General features: G+C 62.4%; 12 protein-coding genes. 5 read left to right on the top strand and 7 right to left on the bottom strand.

Features of this window, described 5'->3' with window-relative positions:
- Positions 1 to 6 precede the first annotated feature (6 nt).
- Together CLU91_RS16660 and CLU91_RS16655 are read right to left on the bottom strand one after the other, a co-directional pair.
- Positions 7 to 5,628, bottom strand: coding sequence for a YDG domain-containing protein (locus tag CLU91_RS16660; protein ID WP_232730777.1), 5,622 nt, complete (start codon positions 5,626 to 5,628; stop codon positions 7 to 9).
- Between the two features lie 347 nt (positions 5,629 to 5,975).
- Positions 5,976 to 8,009, bottom strand: a complete 2,034-nt coding sequence (locus CLU91_RS16655; protein WP_100875052.1) for a sensor histidine kinase — start codon at positions 8,007 to 8,009, stop codon at positions 5,976 to 5,978.
- Between the two features lie 53 nt (positions 8,010 to 8,062).
- Here CLU91_RS16655 and CLU91_RS16650 point away from each other — a divergent pair, with 53 nt between their 5' ends.
- Positions 8,063 to 8,764 carry a response regulator transcription factor gene (locus CLU91_RS16650; protein WP_100876780.1) on the top strand — a complete coding sequence of 234 codons (702 nt, stop codon included), beginning with the start codon at positions 8,063 to 8,065 and terminating at the stop codon, positions 8,762 to 8,764.
- A gap of 307 nt (positions 8,765 to 9,071) precedes the next feature.
- Here CLU91_RS16650 and CLU91_RS16645 read toward each other — a convergent pair whose 3' ends face one another.
- Positions 9,072 to 9,545 (bottom strand): Lrp/AsnC family transcriptional regulator, encoded by a 474-nt coding sequence (locus CLU91_RS16645; protein WP_100875051.1) that lies wholly within the window; start codon positions 9,543 to 9,545, stop codon positions 9,072 to 9,074.
- A 161-nt stretch (positions 9,546 to 9,706) separates the two neighbouring features.
- Between CLU91_RS16645 and glmS the strand changes: the two genes are divergently transcribed.
- Positions 9,707 to 11,536 (top strand): glutamine--fructose-6-phosphate transaminase (isomerizing), encoded by a 1,830-nt coding sequence (glmS, locus tag CLU91_RS16640; RefSeq protein ID WP_100875050.1) that lies wholly within the window; start codon positions 9,707 to 9,709, stop codon positions 11,534 to 11,536.
- Between the two features lie 205 nt (positions 11,537 to 11,741).
- Here the strand turns inward: glmS and CLU91_RS16635 are convergent, their stop codons facing one another.
- A complete protein-coding gene (locus tag CLU91_RS16635) occupies positions 11,742 to 12,641 on the bottom strand; it encodes a LysR family transcriptional regulator (RefSeq protein WP_100875049.1) in 900 nt (299 codons plus the stop codon).
- 127 nt (positions 12,642 to 12,768) lie between these two features.
- On the opposite strand from CLU91_RS16635, the gene msuE reads away from it, so the two are divergent.
- The 3 genes from msuE to CLU91_RS16620 all read left to right on the top strand — a co-directional run bounded on the left by msuE (position 12,769) and on the right by CLU91_RS16620 (position 15,447).
- Positions 12,769 to 13,350 (top strand): FMN reductase, encoded by a 582-nt coding sequence (gene msuE, locus CLU91_RS16630; RefSeq protein ID WP_100875048.1) that lies wholly within the window; start codon positions 12,769 to 12,771, stop codon positions 13,348 to 13,350.
- Between the two features lie 67 nt (positions 13,351 to 13,417).
- On the top strand, positions 13,418 to 14,395 hold the full coding sequence (locus tag CLU91_RS16625; protein WP_100875047.1) for a DUF1852 domain-containing protein: 978 nt from the start codon (positions 13,418 to 13,420) through the stop codon (positions 14,393 to 14,395).
- A gap of 26 nt (positions 14,396 to 14,421) precedes the next feature.
- A complete protein-coding gene (locus tag CLU91_RS16620; protein ID WP_100875046.1) occupies positions 14,422 to 15,447 on the top strand; it encodes a methionine synthase in 1,026 nt (341 codons plus the stop codon).
- Between the two features lie 33 nt (positions 15,448 to 15,480).
- On the opposite strand, the gene CLU91_RS16615 is transcribed toward CLU91_RS16620, so the two are convergent.
- The 3 genes from CLU91_RS16615 to CLU91_RS16605 form a co-directional block, all read right to left on the bottom strand.
- Positions 15,481 to 16,725 (bottom strand): type II toxin-antitoxin system HipA family toxin, encoded by a 1,245-nt coding sequence (locus CLU91_RS16615; protein WP_100875045.1) that lies wholly within the window; start codon positions 16,723 to 16,725, stop codon positions 15,481 to 15,483.
- Positions 16,712 to 17,041 carry a helix-turn-helix domain-containing protein gene (locus CLU91_RS16610; RefSeq protein ID WP_100875044.1) on the bottom strand — a complete coding sequence of 110 codons (330 nt, stop codon included), beginning with the start codon at positions 17,039 to 17,041 and terminating at the stop codon, positions 16,712 to 16,714. The genes CLU91_RS16615 and CLU91_RS16610 overlap by 14 nt, the downstream gene beginning before the upstream one ends.
- Positions 17,042 to 17,198: 157 nt before the next feature.
- Positions 17,199 to 18,821 (bottom strand): methyl-accepting chemotaxis protein, encoded by a 1,623-nt coding sequence (locus tag CLU91_RS16605; RefSeq protein ID WP_100875043.1) that lies wholly within the window; start codon positions 18,819 to 18,821, stop codon positions 17,199 to 17,201.
- Positions 18,822 to 18,900: the final 79 nt, after the last annotated feature.

Below are 18,900 nucleotides of genomic sequence, written 5' to 3'. Positions count from 1 at the left end.
ATGGTGTTATTGATTTACGTTGAGCATGTTGGCGGGCAGCTTGACGCCACCCAGGACGACTTGCAGGGCCGGGCCGCGGCTGCCGATCTGCATGGTAGTGTTCGGCAATGCATTGCTGGCGCCAGCAGCGCCGGCCGGGGCATCGGTTTGCGTGATGGTGATGGTCGGCGCGGCGGCCAAGGTGCCGGAACGCGTGTCGGCAAAGTTGCCCAGCACTTGCGCCTGCAGTTGCACCACGGCTGCCTGGGCCGGCGGCGGCAGGGTCGCCGGCTGCAATGTCAGCGCGCTGGCATTGCCCCCGGCTTGCACGAAGGCATAGTCGGTCGAGCTCAGGCCGCTACCGGTGATGGCGTAGTTGCCGGCCGGGCTGCTGGCCGTGGCCGGGCTGTTCCAGGCCAGGGTGCCGCTGGTGGCGTCCGCCAGACGATCGTTGCCGAGCAGGCCGGTGACACTGCCGCGCAATCCATCGGGCGTGCGGCCACTCGTCAAGGTCACGGGGCCGGCCGTGTAGAGCAAGCTGGCCTTGCCGATGTCGGCCGTGATATTGCCTGGTTGCACCAGCTCATAGTTGGCCGCGTCCGCACCCTGCAAGGTGTAGCCGCCGACGAGCACGGTTTTGCCGTTGCCGGCGTGCTTGTCGGCAAACGCTGCGCTGCCGCCCGTTACGCCCAGCTGGTCATTGCCCAGCGCCAGCACCGTGGCCGTGCCCGTCAGTGTGGCGCCGGTCGTGGCGTCGTAGACTTTGTTGGCGGCGCCCACGCCGGTGACGACCACGCTGGCCTTGGCGATATCGGCCGTGATATTGCCTGGTTGCACCAGCTCATAGTTGGCCGCGTCGGCGCCTTGCAGTGTATAACCGCCGACGAGCACGGTTTTGCCATTGCCGGCGTGCTTGTCGGCAAACGATGCGCTGCCGCCCGTCACCTGCAGTGCATCCTCGCCCAGCGCCAGCACCGTGGCCTTGCCCGTCAGGGTGGCTTGGATGGTAGCGTCGTAGACTTTGTTGGCCGCGCCTACGCCGGTGACGACCACGCTGGCCTTGGCGATATCGGCCGTGATATTGCCTGGCTGCACGAGGTCATAGTTGGCCGCGTCCTCACCCTGCAGGCTGAAACCGCCGACCGTGACGGTTTTACCGTTGCCGGCGTGCTTGTCGGCAAACACCGCGCTGCCGCCCGTCACGCCGAGCTGGTCGTCGCCCAGCGCCAGCACCGTGGCCTTGCCCGTCAAGGTGGCACCGGTCGTGGCGTCGTAGACTTTGTTGGCTGCGCCCACGCCGGTCACCACGACGCTGGCCTTGGCGATATCGGCCGTGATATTGCCTGGCTGTACCAGGTCATAGTTGGCCGCGTCAGCGCCCTGCAGGCTGAAGCCGCCAACGAGCACGGTTTTGCCCTTGCCGGCGCGCTTGTCGGCAAACGAAGCGTTGCCGCCCGTCACGCCGAGCTGATCATTACCCAGTGCCTGCACTGTGGCCGTGCCCGTCAAGGTGGCGTCGTTGGTGGCGTCATACACTTTATTGGCTGCGCCCACGCCTTGCACGTTCAGCGTGGCGCGGGTGATGGTGGCGCGGTGCTGGCCGCCTTCCAGCGTGTAATTGTCAGCCAGGCCACCCTGGCCATCGGCCAGCATCAGGGTGCCGTTGTTGATGTGCTTGTTGGCGCCGGCGTTTTTGTTGTCGAGTTTGCCGATGCCGGACAGGACCAGGCTCTCGCCGCTGACCAGGCCGCGCAATGTCAGCAGGCCAGCGGCGATGTCGTTGCCGCCGTCGTAGGTGCGCATGCCATCAAGATTGAGGATGGCCCGGTTGACCGTCAGCGCGCCAGCCTGCAGATCGATGTCATAACCTTGCTGGCTGGAATACAGATAGCTGCCGCTGGCTTGATGGCTACCGGCGTTGCGTGCGTTGCCATACGCGCCGCCGGTGGCGCTCAGGACGAGTCCGGAGCTGGCGGCGCCAGCCACCGAGTACTGCACATTGTTCAAGCCTCCGGCGTAGAGCTTGCCATCGTAGGTCTTGCTGACGCCATCGCTCGTGACGGTCAAGGCGCTCAGGAAGCTGCGCAGCAGCGGCGCCGTCTGGCCTTCATAGATGCGCCAGACGGCGCCGCTGCCGCCGGCGGACGCCATGTCCCAGCCGGCGAAGCTTGTTTGCGAGCGCATCTGTGCATCACTCAGGCCGCGCACATTACTCAGTGTGCCTTCGTTTCCAGCGATGCCAGGCGCCGTGGCCGCGCCGCTCCAGAAGCTGTTGCGCACGATGCCGAAGTTGTTGCCGACCAAGGCGCCGGTCGTCGCATTGCCGTGCACGGCACCCGTTGCGTAGCTGTTGCTTACGCTGTCATCCGGGTTGTTATTGAAACCAAGCAAGCCACCGACATCGTAGTCGCCGCTGGCCACGCCGCTGGCGTAGCTGTCGACGATGGCGCCGCCCTGGTTGAAGCCGACCAGGCCGCCCGCATTGTCTTTGACGGCGGTGGCGTTGCCGGTGGCGTAACTGCCGCGCACCGTGGCGATGATGCCATCGCTGCCATTGTTGTCTCCGACCAGGCCGCCTACATTGCGAAATCCGCTGGCGTTACCGGTGGCATAACTGCCAGTGATGGTGCCATTGTAGTTCTCGCCCACCAGGCCACCCACGCGTTTTTCCACGCCGATGACCGTCCCGCTGGCGTGGCTGCCGCTGATGCTGCCATGGTCCATTTCACCGATCAGGCCGCCGACCCTGCCGCTGCCGCTGACATTGCCGCTGGCGTGGCTGTCATTGACGGTACCCTTGTAGTTCAGGCCCACCAGGCCGCCGATGCTGTCGTCACCGCTGATCGTTCCGGTGGCGTAGCTATTGTTGACCAGACCGGCATTCTCCCCTACCAGGCCACCAACATAGTCGCCGCCGCTGACCGTCCCGGTGGCGTAGCTATCGCTGACCAGGCCGGCATTCGACCCTACCAGGCCGCCAACACTGTCCTCGCCTTTGATGCTGCCGCCGAGCATGCCGACATGGCGGATGACGGAACCTGCCTCCGAGTTGCCGATCAGTCCGACATTCCTGGTATCGGGCAGGTTGATGTACAGGCCGCTGATGGTATGGCCCTGGCCGTCCAGGCTACCCGTGAAGGCGTTGTCGCGCGTGCCGACGGGAATGAAGCCGGTCTCGCCCCAGACGCCCTTGCCGCCCGCCGTGCTGCTGGCATCGATGTTGGTGCCCAGCACATACGCGGCGCCCGGCGCCATGGCCATCAATTGCAGCTGGTGCGCATTGTAGATCGTCGTCGAGTATTCGGACGCGCGCATCGGATAGGTGGCGCCAGGCGCTCCATCGGCATTGTTCAAGCCGCCGTCCACGTTGACCAGCACCCAGTTGTTGCCCGGCGCGCCAGGCGTGGTGGTGAAGTTAAAGCCCGTGAAACTGCTGGCCGTGCGCATCTGCGCATCCGTCAGGCCGCTACCGGCAGCGGAACTGGCCTGGCCGGTACCGTCGATGGACCAGAAACTGTTGCTGACCTTTTCGCTGGAGGCATTCGCGCCGATCAGGCCGCCGATGTCGTAGCCACCGGGGGTGATGGTCAGACGGCCCGCGGCGAAGCTCGTGTCGACCGTGCCCCCGTTGAAGCCGACCAGGCCGCCAATATACGTCCTACCCGCCACGCTACCCGTGGCATAGCTGTTGCTAATGCTGCCGCTATTGCTGGCGACCAGACCACCGGTCTGTATCTGGCTCGTGACGGCGCCGGTGGCGTGGCTGTTGGTGATGATGCCATTGTTTTGCGCCACCAGTCCGCCGCTGACGGAAAAGCTGCTGATGTCGAGCGAGGCATAGCTGTTGTTGATCGTGCCCCCGTTCTTGCCCACCAGGCCGCCTGCCACATAGTTGGCCCAGATGCTGCCACCATTGATGCCGACGTTCTGGATCAGGGCTTCCTTGGTGGTGATGGAGAACAAGCCGCTGCCTATGTTGCTGGAGGAGCGCAGGGTGAATTGATTGATCGAGTGGCCGAGTCCATCAAACACGCCGCTGAAGCCCGTGTCGCCGCCCAGTGCGGTGAAGCCCGAGTTCATGTTGAGTTTCCAGCCGGCGGCGGCTGAGGCGTCGATATCGGCGCCCAGCACATACTTGCCGTCCAGCTTGCCATTAATGCCTTGCAAGTCGGTGCCAGTGACGCTGCCGGCTGCTCCCAGGGCGGTAATCACCGTGTAGTTGGCGCGCACGCCGTCCGCACCCAGTTTGGTGCTGAAGTTTTGCCCGGCGGGCAAGTTCACCTGCGCGCCGTTGCCCAGCTGATACACGGCCGTGTTGCCTGCGGCAGCAGCACCCTGGCCGTACTCCAGCGCCAGGCTGGCCGTGCCGGAACCGTTCAAATTGGCGTTGATATTGATGTTGCGCTGGGCATTCAAGGTCAGCTTATTGGTCGACCATTTGACGCTGTCGTTGACGTAGACGTCGCCGCCAGTACCGCCCATGCCATTCGTGCTTTGGACCACAATATCGTTGTAATGCAGCATGACCGACAGGGTATCTCCGCTGAGATCGCCACCGCTGGCGGCGATGGTGAAGTCGACCGGGTCGATCAGCCAGGTGCCAGTGCGGCCCTGGGCAGCGGCCGTGCTGATGCGTACGCCGTTGTCGATCTTCACGTGGGCGGCGCTCGTTTCGATGAAGCCGCCGTTGCCGCCGGCCGGGGCGCTGGCGTCCAGGGTGCCGGCCACATGGGTGGTGCCGGCGCTCATGCCGCCGAGCAAGACGATGCTGCCGTCATGCTGTTCCACGCTGCGCGCTTCGATGACGCCCGTATTGTTGACGACGCTGGCCAGCAGCGAATCGCGTGCGCCTGCGCTCATCAGTACGTGGCCGCCGTCGGCGCGGATCAGGCCGCCGTTCTCGGCCAGGTTGTTCAGGGTGCTTTGGTCGATCTGCATCTGCAGCAGGCGCGCGCCGTCAAAACTCAGGGTGGCGGCGCTGCCGGCGCCCAGCGCGACCGTGCCCAGGCGGGCCGAGATGGCGCCCTGGTTGCCGACCTTGTTGCCCAGCAGGGCAATATAGCCGCCATCGGCCGCGCGCAGCGTGCCTTCGTTGATGACGCTGCCGCTGCCCTTGCCGGTGAAGGCGTGCTTCGAGCCGCCCAGGCTGGCGTTGTCGACATCGAGCGTCGAGGCCACCAGGCCGCCCACATTGACTTGCGCGCCGCGGCCAAACAGCACGCCGTTCGGATTGATCAGGTACACCTGGCCGTTCGCGTTGACGCGCCCCAGGATTTGCGTGCCGTTGTTGTCGAAGATGCGGTTGACGGCCAGCGCGCCGGCCGAGGGCTGGACGAAGTTGACGGTTTCATTGGCGCCCACGTTAAAACTGTTCCAGTTCAGCGTCGCCTGCTGGCTCGCTTGCCGGATCGTGGTGCTGTTGCCCTGCTGGCTGATGCTGGCCGTGCCTGCCACCACCTGCCCGCCCGTGGGAGTGGCCAGCGCCGGTCCTCCCAGCGCCAGCGCCGTCATGGCAGCCGCTGCCGCGGCCAGTTTGCGGCGGCTGCCCTTGCCGCGTCCGCGCGAGGTTTCCGCGACGGCGACCCAGGCGTTCAGGACGTGGCTCCAGACGAGACGGTATACGTGATTCAATGATCCATGACGATGCATAGGGTCGATCCTTGTTGATTTGAAAAAGAATGCCCCGGCGCCAGGCTGGCGTGGGCAGAAACGGGATGAAAATCGCTCAGGAATGCGGCCGGGGACGGGTGTGGCCGATGCTGCTGCTGAAGAATGAACGGCGATGCATGCTTTTCCTGTGCTGTATGTGGTGGCGCCGATGGCCGGCAGGAAAGCCACGCACTTCCCGGACGTCATCTATTTTGTTGCTTTTTTAAACATCATCGTTATAAAAAGCTACAAAAATTTCTGAGTGGAAAGATATCAGAACGGGGAAATTTAAACTTGAGCAAACCTGAGCGATTCCCGACTGAATCAGTCGGGAATACGGGGGGCAATCAGGCGGGCAGGCGCAGGGCGAAGCTGATGGTGCCGTTGTTGCCGGCGCTGTCGAGGGTGACCTGGCCGCCGTGCAATTCGGCGATGCGCTGTACCAGGTACAGGCCCAATCCTGCACCAGGCTTGTGCTGGGCGATGCGGCCGCGGAAGTATTTCTGGAACAGGCGCGGGATTTCATCGGCAGGCAGGGGCTCGCCCGCATTGCTGACGACGATTTGCACGCGTCCGTCTCCGAGCGTGGCGGCTTGCACGCGAATCGTTTGGGTCTGCGGCGCATGCCGGTCAGCATTGCTGAGCAGGTTGCGCAGGGCCACGCGCAGCAGGCTGGCATCGGCCACGACGCTGTCGGGCAGCGCCTGCACGCTGGCATCGATGCGGCCATCGGGCCATTCGGCCAGCACGGCGTGCAGCAGGGCGCGCAAGTCGCATGGCTGGGGACGGAACGTCGCCGCGCTCGTTTCCATGCGGTCGGCGCTCAGGTATTCATCCACCAGTGCCGTCATGCGGCCGCTCGCTTCGCGCAAATTCTGGCAGCGCTGCAAGGTTTTTTCCCGCGGCGCCTCCGTGTTGCGGGCAATTTGCTGGGCCGTGGTGTTGATGATGGCCAGCGGCGTGTGAAATTCATGCGACACCATGGCAACGAAATCCTGCTGTTCTTCGCGCGTGCGGGTTTCCACTTCCAGGGCGGCACGCAATTCGTCTTCGAGCGCGGCGCGCCGGCCGACTTCCTGTTGCAGCGCCAGCGTGCGCCGCGCCACCTGCTCTTCCAGCCGTTCATTCAGGGCGCGCACGGCACGCACGGCCTCGGCCTGTGCCCTGTCTTTGGCGCGGCGCAATTCCGCGTAGCGACGGTTGAGGCGCAGGCTCATCAGCATCATGTGGACGAAGGCGCCCAGGGTGGCCGCATGGTTGGTCCAGAAATTCGGTGGCACGATCGCCATGTTGCGCAGGAAGCTGATGATGACACCGGCGTAGAAGATGCCGAAAATGAACAGAAAGGCATGCGCCGGGCGATGGCCACGCAGCGCCAGCCAGCTGGCCAGACCGATGAACAGCACGATCAGCGGCAAGGCCGTCATTTGCACCACCAGCACGCCTGCAGCATAGTCGCCGCGCAGCACCAGCAGCGCCCCGCACAGGGCGGCGGCGGCCGTGATGCTCACGACGGCACGGCTGAAACGGGGATACAGGGCGGGCAGCTCCAGCTGCAAGGTGGAAAAACGCACGCCGACGGCAATCGACATGGCCATCGACACGCCCAGCATGGGATCGGACAGCCAGTTCGGCATGGCGAAAATTTGCTGGGGAATGGCGATCGTCAGCGCTTCCGTGGTGGCATTCGTCAACACATACAGCAGGTACCAGCCGCTGTGGGCTTCGCGTGTCATGCGCCAGAAAAAGATATGGAACAGGATCAGCAGCAAATAACTGCCGAACTGCAAGCCGTAATACAGGTATTCGCGGCGCGAGGAAGCGTCGAAGCTGGCGCTGGGCAACAACGTCAGCTCCGTCGACATGGCTTTCTTGCTGTGTAGGCGCACCAGCCAGCGCTGTGGCTGATCCGCTTGCAGCTGCACGGGAAACACCACCTGGCGCGCATCGATGGGCCAGGCGTCGCGGCTCACGTCGGCACCGGCCTCCTGCCGCAGCCAGTGTCCGGCCTGATCCTGGCGATACAGGCGCACTTCATCGAGCACGGCGTTGCTAAAACGCAACACCCATTCATCGGGCGACTGCGCCGCGCGCGTCACCTCCAGGCGTAGCCAGATGGCATCCTGCGTATAGCCGGCACTGACGGCGCCAGGCAGGGGGCGCCAGCCGGGCGCGGCCAGCGCGGCTTCCGGACCCAGCTGGCCCGAGCTGTCGCGCAGCATCTGCATATGGCCGCTGGCGGAGACGGGCTGCCCGCTGGCCGGCAGCGTCAGTGGCGCCGATACGGGCGCGGGCGCCCCGGCCAGCGCTTGCAGGGTGGCGAAGAACAGGACAATGGCGAACAGGATTTTCATGGCGCAAGAGCTTACCATGCGGGGCATGACGCTCCTGCGGCTTGCTTCCCGGCAGCATGACGATCGGTTATCCTTGCGCCATGTTGAATCTCATTCTGCTTGAAGACGAAGCCGTGCTGCGGCAGGAATTGACCGAGTTTCTCGGCGACTGCGGCTACGGCGTGACCGCCGTCGCCGACCTGGCCGCATTTCATGCCTGTTATGCACCGGCGCTGCACCGCATCGCCGTCATCGACCTGGGCTTGCCCGATGGCGACGGCATGCTGCTGGTGCGCGCCTTGCGGGCGCAGGGTCAGCCCATCGGCATCGTCGTGTTTACGGCGCGCGGCACGACGCGGGACAAGGTGAACGGCCTGGGCGGCGGCGCCGACTATTACCTGCCCAAGAGCGCCGACCTGGATGAACTGGCAGCCACCCTGAGCGCGCTGGCGCGGCGCCTGGGCGAACCGGCCGTTGCTGCCATTGCGGCGCCCGCTACGGCCTGGGTGCTGGAACTGGGGCGTCGCCGCCTGCTGCCGCCCGGTGGCGACGCCATTGCGCTGTCACAACAGGATGTGACGGTGCTGCACGTCCTGATGGCCGAACCGGAGCGTATCGTCAGTCGCCAGCAGATCGTCCAGTCGCTGGGCGAAGATTTCCTTGCCTATGATCAGCGCCGCCTGGACACCCAGATCAGCCGTTTGCGCCGCAAGGCCGAGCAGGCCACCGGCATGACCTTGCCCATCAATACCGCGCGCAATGCCGGTTACCGGTTTTATGCCGACGCGCAAGTGCGTCCCTGAGATTTCCCTTTGCGCACGGCTGTGGATAAGCCTGTCGATAAGTGGTGCAAAAGCCTGTTGGCAAGCTGTGTGAAAGCGGTGCAAAAGTCACCGTGGCAATGCCTCGCTCGTGGGTATGAATGAGTGGCAACATGCTTGCCGGGGTCCGGCCTGGTCCAGTCTGGAGATTGCTGGAGAACAATCGTCCTGTCATCGCCCGTAGCGCCTGGCCTGCTTGTGTATAAGTCTGTGCAAAAGTGCCGTATAAACGGTGCGCAAGGCGCGTATAAGCATGTGGGCAAGCAGTGGATAATCGGCGCATGGCAAATCAGACGGCGATTCGCGTCTCAAACTTGCTGCGAAACGTGGAAAAGTAGCTTTTCACGTTGCGCACATTCGCATGCGCGGCAAACAGGCGGTGCGCCAGCGCGTGGTACGCGGGCATGTCGGCCACCTGCACCATCAGCACGAAGTCGGGCCCGGGCGAGACGCGGTAGCACTGCAGCACCGCCGCTTCCTGCGCCACCAACTCTTCGAATTCCGCCATGCGTTCCGCCGCCTGCACGTCGAGCGTGATTTCCACGATGGCCGTCAGGCGCGCACCCACCAGCTGCGGCGCGACGATGGCCACTTGCCGCTCGATGACGCCGCTTTCCCGTAAATGTTTGACGCGCCGCAAACAGGTAGGCGCCGAGACGTGCACTGCTTGGGCCAGCTCGCTGTTGGTTTGCGATGCATCAATTTGCAAGGCATTCAGGATGCGACGATCGATCTCGTCGAGAGTAATGTTGCTATCGTTCATGATTTTGATGAATTAGTAAATATATCGAGTTTAAATGAAATAATATTTCATCGTAAAATGGATGTGAAATATTCAGTCAAATATACACAGATTTAGAAAGCATATTTCACGCACTCTGCATTAGCATGCGTGCATTGATGAATTTTTAGACAGAGGTTTCCATGTGCGGCATCGTCGGCGCGGTAGCGCAACGTAATATCACTCCCATCCTGCTCGAAGGCTTGAAGCGCCTGGAATACCGCGGCTACGATTCCTGCGGCATCGCCCTGCACGCCGATGGCCGTTTGCAGCGTTCGCGCTCCACCTCGCGCGTGGCGGAGCTGGAAAAGCAGATCGCCGAAGAAGGCTTGAGCGGTTTTACGGGCATCGCCCACACGCGCTGGGCCACGCATGGCGCCCCTGTCTCCTTCAATGCCCACCCGCACTTTTCCCCAACGGAAGAGAACGCCAGAGTGGCGCTGGTGCATAACGGCATCATCGAAAACCACGACGAACTGCGCGCCGAACTGACGGCCCTCGGTTACGTCTTCCAGAGCCAGACGGATACGGAAGTGATCGCCCACCTGGTCGAGCACATGTACAACGGCGACCTGTTCGAGACCGTGCAGCAAGCCGTGAAACGCCTCGACGGCGCGTATGCGATTGCCGTGTTCTGCCACGACGAGCCGCACCGCGTGGTCGCCGCGCGCCAGGGTTCGCCCCTGATCGTCGGCCTGGGCAATGGTGAAAACTTCGTCGCGTCCGACGCCATGGCGCTGGCCGGCACGACCGACCAGATCATCTACCTGGAAGAAGGCGACGTGGTCGACCTGCAATTGTCGCGCTGCTGGATCGTCGACGTCGATGGCAAGCCCGTCGAGCGCGAAGTGAAAACCGTGCACGCACACACGGGCGCGGCCGAGCTCGGTCCGTATCGCCACTACATGCAAAAGGAAATTTTTGAACAGCCGCGCGCCATCGGCGACACGCTCGAAGGTGTGACGGGCATCATGCCGGAATTGTTCGGCGACAAGGCCTATGCCATCTTCAAGCAGATCGATCGCGTGCTGATCCTGGCCTGCGGCACCAGTTCGTATGCGGGCATGACGGCGAAATATTGGATCGAAGCGATTGCGAAAGTGCCCGTCAGCGTGGAAGTGGCCAGCGAATACCGTTACCGCGACAGCGTGCCGCACCCGAACACCCTGGTCGTCACCATTTCGCAAAGCGGCGAGACGGCCGACACCCTGGCCGCCCTGAAACATGCGCGCAGCCTGGGCATGCATCACACCTTGACCATCTGCAACGTGGCCACCAGCGCCATGGTGCGCGAATGCGCGCTGGCCTACATCACGCGCGCCGGCGTGGAAGTGGGCGTGGCGTCCACCAAGGCGTTTACCACGCAGCTGGCGGGCCTGTTCCTGCTGACCCTGTGCCTGGCGCAAGTCAATGGCCGCCTGTCCGAAGAGCAGGAAGCGGCGCACCTGAAAGCCATGCGCCACCTGCCCGTCGCCATCGCGTCCGTGCTGGCGCTGGAACCGCAAATCATCGCCTGGTCCGAAGAATTCGCGCGCAAGGAAAACGCCCTCTTCCTGGGCCGTGGCATGCACTACCCGATCGCCCTGGAAGGCGCCTTAAAACTGAAGGAAATCTCGTATATCCACGCCGAAGCGTATCCAGCCGGCGAACTGAAGCACGGCCCGCTGGCCCTGGTGACGAATGAAATGCCGGTCGTCACCATCGCACCGAACGACGCCCTGATCGAAAAGCTCAAATCGAACATGCAGGAAGTGCGCGCCCGCGGCGGCCAGCTGTACGTCTTCGCCGACGTGGATTCCCGCATCAGCTCCGGCGAAGGCCTGCACGTCATCCGCCTGCCCGAGCACTACGGCGACCTGTCGCCAATCCTGCACGTGGTCGCGCTGCAACTGCTGGCCTTCCACACGGCACTGGCGCGCGGCACGGATGTGGACAAGCCAAGGAATCTGGCCAAATCGGTGACGGTGGAGTAAGCCTCACATGGGAGGACACCAGGATTGAAAATCCTGGTGCCGGTGCTTCGATTGCGCCCCGGGCCAGCAAGAATAAACGCCACCTCCGGGTGGCGTTGTCGTTTCCGGGACACGTAGTCCTCGTGCCCGGTCTGTCTCCGGTGCTGTCACTGCAGGCATCAGGGTTCGCAGGGCAGTGCCAGGTAGCGCGAGGTTGGCAAGGAGCTCAGCTTTCTTGCGCAATGGTCGGCTGGCGCGCCAGCTCGATGAAAGCCTTCACGTAATCGATGGCAGTGTCCGTCTCGCGTGCGCCCAGGAATATTTGCTTGGCGATGCCGCGCGGACCCAGCCGCACCGGCACCACGTCCATCTTGGCTGCGTATTCCTCGACCAGCCAGCGCGGCAGGGCGGCCACGCCGCGGCCGCTGGCGACCATCTGCAGCATGATGTCGGTCGTTTCGATGGCTTTGTGGCGCTTGGGCGTGACGCCGGCCGGCAAGAGGAATTGATTGTAAATATCCAGGCGCTCGATGTCGACGGGGTAGCTGATCAGCACTTCCTGGGTCAGCTGCTGCGGTTTTACATAGGCCGCCGACGCCAGGGCATGGCCCTTGGCCACGACGAGCACCTGCTCGTAGTCGAACACGGGTTCGAATGTCAGCCCCGGCTTGTACAGCGGGTCGGGCGTGACCAGCAAGTCGATCTCGTAGCCGAACAGCGCGCCGATGCCGCCGAACTGGAACTTCTGCTTGACGTCCACATCCACATCGGGCCATGCGGCCAGATACGGGGAAACGATCTTGAGCAGCCACTGGTAGCAAGGGTGGCATTCCATGCCGATGCGCAGCGCGCCGCGCTCGCCCTGCGCGAACTGGCCCAGGCGCTCTTCGGCCAGGTCCAGTTGCGGCAGCACCCGGTTCGCCACCGCCAGCAAGTACTGGCCGGCCTGCGTCAGGCGCAGGTTGCGCCCTTCGCGCAGCCAGACGTCGGTGCCCAGCTGCTGCTCCAGCTTCTTCATGCTGTGGCTCAGGGCCGACTGGGTCAGGTGCAGCACGCCTGCGGCGGCCGTCAACGAGCCTTGTTTTTCGACCTGCTGGACGATGCTGAGGTGGATGCGTTCAAGCATTGAGATGAGCCATGTTCATGGATGTATGAAATAAGACCATTATACTTCATGGGTTTCCGCCGCTATCATCGATCCCCTTGCTGTTGGCATTCTTCGCCCTCGCGCATCATTCCCTATGAAAGCAAACATGACACGTCCACTTCGCTTAGTCGCGGTTTCCGGCGGGCTGCAACGCCCTTCCAAGGCGGCAGCCCTGGCCGAGCACCTGATGGACCTGATCGCCGAGGAAGTGCTGTGCGAGCAACGCCTGGTCGAACTGGGCCAGCTGGCCCCGCAACTGGCCGGCGCGACCTGGCGCTCCCATCTGCCCGAGACGGTGGAGCGGGAACTTGCGGCGGTCGAGCAGGCGGACATCCTGGTGGTGGCGACACCGGTCTATCGTGGCTCGTACACGGGCCTGTTCAAGCACTTCTTCGACTTCATTGACCAGGATGCCTTGATCGACAAGCCGATCTTGCTGGCGGCCACCGGTGGCAGTGAGCGCCATGCGCTGATGATCGATCACCAGTTGCGGCCACTGTTCAGCTTTTTCCAGGCACGCACCTTGCCGCTGGGCGTCTACGCGACCGACAAGGACTTTACCGACTACCGTCTGCAGGACGAGGCCCTGATCCAGCGCGCCACGCTGGCCGTCCAACGGGCATTGCCCTTGGTCGGCTTGACGCGCCATGCGCAATCTGCCGCCGCTGAAGAGCTGGTCGCGGCCTGATACGCATCGCCACGGGTCATCAGGCAATCAACACCTTCAACTTTTCGCAGAATCAGGACGGATCACCATGAGCAAAGATTTTGTATTCAGCATCAAGAGCATTGTTTTCGATGAAAACTATCACCCATCGGACAGCACGCGCTTGACGACCAACTTTGCCAATCTGGCCAGGGGCGAGCGTCGCCAGGAGAACTTGCGCAACACCCTGAAAATGATCGACAGCCGCTTCAACAATCTGGCGCATTGGGACAACCCGAAGGCGGACCGCTACTCGGTTGAACTTGAAATCATTTCCGTCGCGTTGAATATCGATGCCGAAGGCGACAATATTCCATTGATCGAGATATTGAAGCCGAATATCCTGGATAAAAAAACCGGAGAGCGCATCGCTGGCATCGCCGGCAATAACTTCTCCTCCTACGTGCGCGATTACGACTTCAGCGTGCTGCTGCCGGAGCACAACAATAATCAATCCACATTCAGCACGCCAGAGAACTTCGGCGATTTTCATGGCAGGCTGTTCAAGCACTTTGTCGGATCGACTACTTATAAGCAGCATTTCAAGAAGCTGCCGGTGATCTGCCTCAGCGCTTCGAGCAGCAAGACCTATCAGCGCACTGAAAACCAGCACCCCATCCTGGGCGTCGAGTATCAGCAAAATGAGTTCTCGTCGACGGATACATATTTCGAAAAAATGGGGATGCAGGTGCGCTATTTCATGCCGCCAGACAGTGCGGCACCGCTGGCTTTCTACTTTATCGGCGACCTGCTGGGCGATTACAGCAATCTTGAGCTGATCGGCACCATCAGCACGATGGAAACGTTCCAGAAGATCTACCGGCCCGAGATTTACAACGCCAATTCCGCGGCAGGGAAGTTGTATCAGCCCAGCCTGAAGAACCAGGATTACTCGTTGACGCAAATTGTCTATGACCGCGAAGAGCGCAGCCAGCTGGCGGTCAAGCAGGGCAAATATACGGAAGAGCACTTCATCAAGCCCTACAAGCATGTTCTTGAACAATGGGCTGCGAACTACGCGCTCTGATTAAAAAATAGACGAAAGCATTCATCATGAAAAAATTATTGCCTACTTCCACCGCCGGCAGCTTGCCCAAACCTTCCTGGCTGGCGCAGCCTGAAAAACTCTGGTCGCCGTGGAAATTGCAGGACGAGGAATTAATCGAGGGCAAACAGGATGCCTTGCTTTTGTCACTGCAAGAACAACAGCTGGCCGGCATCGATATCGTCAGTGACGGCGAGCAGACCCGCCAGCATTTCGTCACCACGTTCATCGAGCATCTGAGCGGCGTCGACTTTGACAAGCGCGAGACCGTCAGGATTCGCGACCGCTACGATGCGAGCGTGCCGACCGTCGTGGGCGCCGTGAGCCGCACCAAGCCGGTGTTTGTGGAAGACGCCAAATTCCTGCGTCAGCAAACCAAGCAGCCGATCAAATGGGCGCTGCCAGGCCCGATGACGATGATCGATACGCTGTATGACAGCCATTATAAAAGCCGCGAAAAACTGGCCTGGGAATTTGCGAAGATCCTCAATCAGGAAGCGCGGGAACTGGAGGCGGCCGGCGTCGACATCATCCAGTTTGACGAACCCGCATTCAATGTCTTCTTTGATGAAGTCAATGACTGGGGTATCGCCACCCTGGAACGGGCCATCGAAGGACTCAAATGCGAAACGGCCGTGCATATTTGCTATGGCTACGGCATCAAGGCCAATACGGACTGGAAAAACACGCTGGGCTCCGAGTGGCGCCAATATGAGGAATCGTTCCCCAAGCTGCAGCAATCGAATATCGACATCATCTCGCTGGAATGCCACAACTCGCGCGTGCCCATCGACCTGATTGAACTCATTCGCGGCAAAAAAGTGATGGTCGGCGCCATCGACGTGGCCAGCAATACGATTGAAACGCCGGAGGAAGTGGCCGACACCCTGCGCAAAGCGCTGCGCTTTGTCGATGCCGACAAACTTTATCCGAGCACCAACTGCGGCATGGCGCCCTTGTCGCGTCAGGTAGCACGAGGCAAGTTGAATGCGCTCAGTGCAGGTGCGGAAATCATCCGGAGAGAAATCTCTTAACAAGCGGCGGAAATACCGAAAACCCGCCCGCGCCTAAGCCAGGCGCAGCAGCATTGTTCGCAGCCGCTCCGCCATCCGCGCCCGCAAGGCTGCGTTCAGCAGCGGCGCCACCTGTTCAAAAGCTTTCTCGATGCGCGCCAGCAAGGCATCGAGATACTCCTCCGCCTGCCCGCGCGTGGCGAAGCCGAAACGGGTCACGTCGCGCAGCATGGCGTCGCGCGTGATGTCGCGGCGGCCGGCGCTCACTTGCATGACCAGTGATTGCGGGTCGTCTTCCGTATCCGGCACGACATCGAAGGCGGGCGAGAGGCGCCAGCGTTGCTCGTCCAGGTCGAACAGGACGGCGTGGTTGCGTGGGTGGTCGTCGTTGTTGCCGACGACGCCATTGAAGACCATACGGCCGAACAGTTCGATGCCGTCTTCCGGCGGCGCGCCGATGCGCCGCAGTTCTTCGGCCAGGCGGGGGTAGCTGGCGCCATCGCTGTCGGCCGCTTCCACCGGTGGATATTGCACTTGCAGCAGCGAAGCGGCACTGACCGTCATGATGCGCCGCGCGCCGCGCCGGTCGTAGCGCCGGATGCGCACCACGCTGCGCTCGGCCGTCAGTGCATGGTGGCGCGTGTCGGCGAAACGCAGGCCGGCCGCCCTGCCCCATTGCATCGTCGCGTGTTCCAGCAGTGCCAGGTCGACCGTATCGGTCATCAGGCCCGGTTTCACCAGCCAGTAATCATTGCCGTCCTGCACGGTTGCCTTGGGGCGCGCGCCGCCCATGCTGGGGGTGGCGAACAGGCGCTTGCGCAAGGGCGCATGGATTGCCGGACGGCTTTCAGCAATCGCAAGTACTTCCTGCACCAGCGCATCCAGGTGATGCAGTCTGGGGCTGGCCAGTTGCGCTATGTTCGGTTTGGGCGTGTCGCCCACGGCCAGCGCACCCCAGCGCTCGCCGTTGCCGGACAGGCGCAAGAATTGGATCGCCGTGGTTTTTTCGCCCAGCTGGTGTTCGCGGCGTATCAGCATCTGCCCCCAGGAATCCGGACTGGCGTCGCGCAGCACGTCATGCAGGCCGCCATAGCGGCGCGCCAGGTGTTCCATGTCGGGAATAAAGGGCAGATTGACGGGATCGATGGCCCAGGACAAGCCTGCATCGGCATAGCTGGGCGCGTACAGAAAGCTGCCGATGCCGGTACGCGCATCGAGCACATAGCGACCGGCCACCACCCATTCGCCGTTGTCGGGCCGCTGCAGATAGACAAACAGGGGACGGCTAGAAGTAGCCATCGCCGTGCTCGTTTACGGCGGGGCGGCTGCGGATGTTGGCGCTGTCCATTTGCCACAGCGCCGCGTCGGGTTCCGGCGCCGTGATGGCAAGGATGCCGAGCACGTGGAAGGCGGCCAGGAACAGACCCACGTTGACGGATGCCTCGCCCCGTTCCATGCGTTGCAGGGTGGGGTGCGAAATGTCGAGGCGGGCGCACAGGTCGCGTGCCGTGATGTTTTGCTGCACCCGCTGCTTGCGCACGCACTGGCCCCATATCCTGAGCCGCTCGTTGACGAGCGTCGGCATGGCATCTTCCGGGCGGGCACGTTTTGTCATGATTGAGAAGTGAACCTGGAGGTGAACATATTTTTTACATTGTAGTCCTTAATTGAAAGGATATGAGGGTAATAATTAAATTTCAAGGTGAACATAAAATTGAATTTAATGTCGCTAAATTCAATCTTATGTTCATGCTATGTGCTGTCGCGCTATTTTAAAATTCCTCCCACTGTGCCGGTGCGCTGGCGCGTTGGGGCGCGGCAGCCATCGGCAAGGTCGTCGCAGCCGCGCCGTCCAGTTTAAATACGCTCACCACCTGCGCCAGGGTCGCCGCCTGCTCCTGCATGGCCGCCGCCGCAGCGGCCGACTCTTCCACCAGGGCCGCGTTTTGCTGGGTCACGTTGTCCATTTCGCTGATGGCCTGGTTGATTTGCTCGATGCCGGCCGTCTGTTCCGCGCTGGCCGAGGTGATTTCTTGCATGATGTCGGTCACGCGGCGCACGCTGTCGACCAGGTCGCTCATGGTGTTGCCGGCCTGGTGCACGAGCTCGCTTCCGGCCGCCACGCTGTGGGTCGAGTCGTCGATCAGGGTCTTGATTTCCTTGGCTGCCGCCGCCGAACGGTGCGCCAGGCTGCGCACTTCCGTGGCCACGACGGCAAAGCCGCGGCCCTGTTCGCCCGCGCGTGCCGCTTCCACTGCCGCGTTCAAGGCCAGAATGTTGGTCTGGAAGGCGATGCCATCGATGACGCCGATGATGTCGGCAATTTTATTTGACGAGGCGTCGATTTGCCGCATCGTCGCCACCACTTGCGCGATGACGGCGCCGCCGCGCTGCGCCACGCCCGAGGCCGTGTCGGCCAGCACGTGCGCCTGGCGCGCATTGTCGGCATTCTGCTTGACGGTCGAGGTCAACTCTTCCATGGATGACGCCGTTTCTTCCAGCGAGCTGGCTTGCTGCTCCGTGCGTGCAGACAGGTCCAGGCTGCCCGCCGCCACTTCGGACGAGGCCGACGCGATCGTTTCCGTGCCGGCGCGCACCGTGCCTACCGTGTGCGCCAGGCTGTCGTTCATGCGCTTGAGCGCCTGCAACAGTTGCCCCAGTTCATCGCGTGACTGCACCGTGATCTGGCTGCGTAAATCGCCTGCGGCCACCGTGTTGGCCACCTGCAGCGCCGTGGCGACGGGACCGGTGATCGAGCGCGTGATGCCATACGCCAGGGCCGCCGCGATGGCCAAGGCCGCCAGCGACATGCCGATCAGCAAGGTGCGCGTGTTGGCATACGTGGCATTGGCGTTGTCGCCCGCCGTGTTGGCCAGGGTGTTTTGTAAATTGATCTGTTCAGCGATCAATTGCTTGTAGACGAGCAAAACGGGGCGCAGCTGGCCGTACAGGTAGGCGCTGCTGTCGTCCGGCGTGCCGCTTTTGATCAGCTCCAGCAGCACCTCTTGCCCCTGCGCGTAGCGCGTGTTGGCGTCGTTCATCTTGGCCATCAGCTCGCGCTCACGGTCGGAATCGAGCATGTTCGCGAGCTTGCCGAGATTGCCGGCCGCCGCCTGGCGCGCGGCCAGGATGGCGTCGGTCTGCTTGCGCTGGTCGGCGGGATCGGCGCTGAGCATCATGTTGCGCAGGGCAATGGCGATGTCGTTGATGTTGGCCGACACGCTGTTGGCGAGTTCAATCTTGGGCATGCTGTCGTGCACGATATGGCCGGTGCCCTGGTTGATCTTGCCCAGCATGGCAATGCCCAGGCAAGAGATGATGATCAGCATGGCGCCGATGGCGCCAAAGCCCACTGCGAGGCGTGTGCCGATGCTCAGGTTGGATAAAAACTTCATGGCTGTCTCAATACGGAGGGAATGGTGAAAAGGTCGGCGGCGTGCAGATGGCTGCCGCGCCGCCAAGCGGACGACGATC

This window comes from Janthinobacterium sp. 64, assembly GCF_002813325.1.
Taxonomy (GTDB): domain Bacteria; phylum Pseudomonadota; class Gammaproteobacteria; order Burkholderiales; family Burkholderiaceae_D; genus Janthinobacterium.
This window is presented reverse-complemented; position numbering and strand designations above follow the sequence as displayed.